Source organism: Streptomyces inhibens, from assembly GCF_003389455.1.
GTDB lineage: Bacteria > Actinomycetota > Actinomycetes > Streptomycetales > Streptomycetaceae > Streptomyces > Streptomyces inhibens.
On record NZ_QUAC01000338.1, the window covers coordinates 1 to 3,610 of the forward strand.

Below are 3,610 nucleotides of genomic sequence, written 5' to 3' on the forward strand. Positions count from 1 at the left end.
CGGCCCGGGGCGCGCGCCGAGGCCGGCCCCTGCGGTGCGGCCGAGCCCGGTGTGGGCGCGCTGGCGCTCGCGCAGGCGCTGGAGACGCTGCGCGCGATGGCGGCCGAGGCGGTGCAGTTGCACGGCGGGATCGGCTTCACCTGGGAGCACGAGGCGCATCTGTACTTCAAGCGGGCGGCCTGCGACGAACTGCTGCTGGGGCCCGTACACCGGCTGCGGGCGCGGGCCGCCGAGGAGGCGGGGCTGTTCACGGGCGGGGCCGGCGGGAGCGGGGAGGCGACCGGTGGGCCGGTGACGGCCGGTACCCGAGAGGCGGTCGATGTGTGATGCCACCAGGTGAGCGGCTGCTCCAGAAGATCTCCGCGACCCGTACGTTCGCCCGGATCGCCCCGCACTTCATTCCCGCGCTGGACCGCGCGGTGCACCGGCTGACCGGCGGGAAGGTGCTGCTCAGCGCACAGATGCTGCCGGGTGTGATCCTCACGGCGACCGGGGCCAGGAGCGGACAGCCGCGGCGTACCCCGCTGGCGTGCGTGCCGCAGGAGGACGGCGGCTGGCTGCTGATCGGCAGCAATTTCGGGCGGCCGGGGCATCCGGCCTGGACCGGCAATCTCCTCAAGAATCCGGAGGCGGAGGTGAGTTGGCGCGGTCGGGACATTCCCGTACGGGCCCGGCTGCTCACCGGTGAGGAGCGGGCGCGGGCGTGGCGGGCGGCGCTGGCGTTCTGGCCTCCGTACGCCGCGTATCAGGCGCGGGTGGAGCGGGAGATCCGGCTGTTCCGGCTGGAGCGGCGCTGACCGGGCCGCTGCGCGGAGGATTTGGTAAGTGCACTGTGCAGCGGTTCCTGTACACGCACAGCGGGTGCCCCGGCGGACCCCGTAGGGGCCGGACGGCACCCGCTGTGTGTGCGGTACAGCTATGGCAGGACGGACACAGGACCGATGGCGAACTGCCCCGGGAACACCGGGACTTCGAGGCGCGGCTGCTTCTGGGGCCGCTTCCTCGGCTGCTTGCTCGGTTGCTTTGCTATTTGGTCGGCTTCTTGCCGGTGACACCGAAGTGCACCAGCAGCGCCAGATTCGGCTTGAGCTCGGCCTGCTTGACGCCCCAGCTCTGGAATCCCTTCTGATGGCCGGCGACCGCCGCGAGCATCGCGACGATGGAGCCGGCCATGGCTGCCGGGCTCACCTCCTTGTCGACCTTGTTCTTGCTCTGGAGGTCCTGGATGGAGTCCGTGAGCGAGTTGGTGACGGCGTTGAGGATCTTCATGCGGATCTTGTAGAACCGCTTGTCGCCCTCGGCCGCACCCAGGTCGACGACGCGCAGAATCGCGTCGTGCTTGCGCCAGAAGGAGAGGAAGCCATCGACCAGCTCCTCTGCCGCCTGCCAGCCGGACTTGCCCACCCAGGAGCGTCCGGCGACAAGATCGGTCAGAGTGGCGCCTTCTTTGGCCATCTCCTCGGCGATTTCGAGGACAGCGCCCTCGACGTCGGGGAAGTACTGATAGAAGGTAGCGGGCGAAGTCCCCGCTTTTCGGGCCACATCGATGACCTTGACGTCCCGATAGGGGGACGAACTGAGCATTTCACTGAGGCAGTCGAGAAGCTTTTGCCGCGTCGCCTGTCCGCGGCGGCCGGCAACTCTGCCGTCGACGGTTCGAACTTGTCCTGTCATGCCGTCAGCTTACCGAGGGGTGATCGGAGCGCGATTTGGCTGCCTGCAAATGGGGATGGGGGAGTTAGGGGTCCATGGCCCCTGTGCGTGTGCTGGTGGCGGGCCCGCTCGCGGCCGCAGACCGTGCGGTGCGGCTTGGGCCGAACCGGTGATTAATCTTATCAACAGGCTGTGGACAACTTTGGTGGATAACCGGTCACTGTCCGTGCAGCAAGTGTGCGACGAAGGTCGCCAGTTGGACCCGGGCAGGCGCTTTCGCCCGCCGCCCCCACCTCTCGCGCCATCGAGCGAAATCGCTCCCATGTTCGAATCGATGCCGTGCGGACCGTACGAACCGGCGCTAGCTTGGACATATGGCCGCCGCGGCGGCCGGCGTTCCCCGCTGCGCGGACAACGATCACAGCGCCGGGCTCGGTGCCATGGCGCCGAAATGACCTTCGACAGCGCAGAATTGGGCCGTGGGGCCGGGAGCGACGACGGGGGTGGCATGGCCAGGAGGGGAAGGGTGCGCGTGGTCGGTGGCAGGGCAAGGTTTCGGTCACCGCGGCCGCCGGACGCGGACGCCCCGGAGCCCGGACCGCTGCCCTTTTCCGCCCGTCAAACGCGGTGGTGAACGTCCGTATATCGGGCGGTGTCGCGCGCAAAGGATTCGCAACCGGCCGGTAACCCCCTCGGCAACCACCCGTCGGCGGACGTATCGGAGCACGTCAGGCGGGGTTGGGTTACGTCGGGTAACGGACCCGGTGCGGGCTACGGGGGGTATGCCGTGACACGGCGGACAGGCCCCGGGTTCGCAACCATCGGCTCGGCCAGGAAGAATCAGCACGCGTACGGCCGTTTTCAGTCCTTGCCGCAGGCGGGGAGACGCTGCACGGGGCAGTGGCTCTCGGCGGCTCGTGGCTTTTGAGAGTCTCTTTTTTCGCCCCACGGGGAGGTGGCAGGCAAGTGGTGGAGCAGCTGAAGCAGCTGACGCAGCACGATCCCCGGCGGATCGGCCCGTTCGAGGTGCTCGGCCGTCTCGGGGCCGGCGGCATGGGTCTGGTGTATCTGGCGCGTTCGGCGTCCGGTCGGCGCGTGGCGATCAAGACCGTGCGGACCGAGCTCGCCGAGGACCAGCTGTTCCGGGTCCGCTTCACACGCGAGGTCGAGGCGGCCCGCGCGGTCAGCGGCTTCTACACCGCCGCGGTGGTGGACGCCGACCCGCGCGCCGCGGTGCCGTGGCTGGCGACGGCGTACGTGCCGGCGCCCTCCCTGGAGGAAATAGTCAATGAGTGCGGGCCGCTGCCGGCCCAGGCGGTGCGCTGGCTGGCGGCCGGCATCGCCGAGGCGCTGCAGTCCATCCACGGCGCCGGCCTGGTGCACCGCGACCTGAAGCCGTCCAATGTGCTGGTCGTCGAGGACGGCCCCCGGGTGATCGACTTCGGGATCGCCTCCGGGGTGTCCAACACCCGGCTGACGATGACCAACGTCGCCGTGGGCACGCCCGCCTATATGTCGCCCGAGCAGGCCCGTGACTCGCGCAGCGTGACGGGCGCGAGCGATGTCTTCTCGCTCGGCTCGACGCTGGTCTTCGCCGCCACCGGGCATGCGCCGTTCCACGGCGCCAACCCCGTCGAGACCGTCTTCATGCTGCTGCGTGAGGGCCCCGACCTGGCCGGGCTGCCGGACGAACTGCGTCCGCTCATGGAGTCGTGTATGCAGATGGAGGCCGGCCACCGGCCGTCCCCCGCCGATCTTCAGTCCCAGCTCGCACCGCATCTCTTCGGCTCCGGCAGCGACGACAGCGGTACGGCCTCGGCCTGGCTGCCGCCCGGTGCGGTGGCGCTGATCGAGGGCCGGCGCGGCGGCCGTTCCGCCGTACCGAACACCACCCAGCGGGCGAGCTCCGGGCGCAGCTCCGGCCGCCAGGCGCCCGCCGGGCCGCCGGCCCCGCCCG

At 70.1% G+C, this 3,610-nt stretch carries 4 protein-coding genes; 3 read left to right on the plus strand and 1 reads right to left on the minus strand.

The genetic code is table 11. The features are described 5' to 3' along the window. Window positions 1-327: acyl-CoA dehydrogenase family protein (locus tag DY245_RS34055; protein WP_342354246.1), on the plus strand; the 327-nt coding region annotated here is incomplete at its 5' end. Beyond that, a complete protein-coding gene (locus DY245_RS34060; RefSeq protein ID WP_128511001.1) occupies window positions 327-797 on the plus strand; it encodes a nitroreductase family deazaflavin-dependent oxidoreductase in 471 nt (156 codons plus the stop codon). The genes DY245_RS34055 and DY245_RS34060, both read left to right, overlap by 1 nt. Before the next feature lie 229 nt (window positions 798-1,026). On the opposite strand, the gene DY245_RS34065 is transcribed toward DY245_RS34060, so the two are convergent. Beyond that, the gene (locus DY245_RS34065) at window positions 1,027-1,674 is read right to left on the minus strand and encodes a TetR family transcriptional regulator (protein WP_128510999.1); all 648 of its coding nucleotides are present in this window, start codon (window positions 1,672-1,674) and stop codon (window positions 1,027-1,029) included. Window positions 1,675-2,631: 957 nt separating this feature from the next. Here DY245_RS34065 and DY245_RS34075 point away from each other — a divergent pair. Continuing rightward, a partial coding sequence (locus DY245_RS34075) for a serine/threonine-protein kinase (protein WP_244943442.1) occupies window positions 2,632-3,610 on the plus strand: 979 nt, incomplete at its 3' end.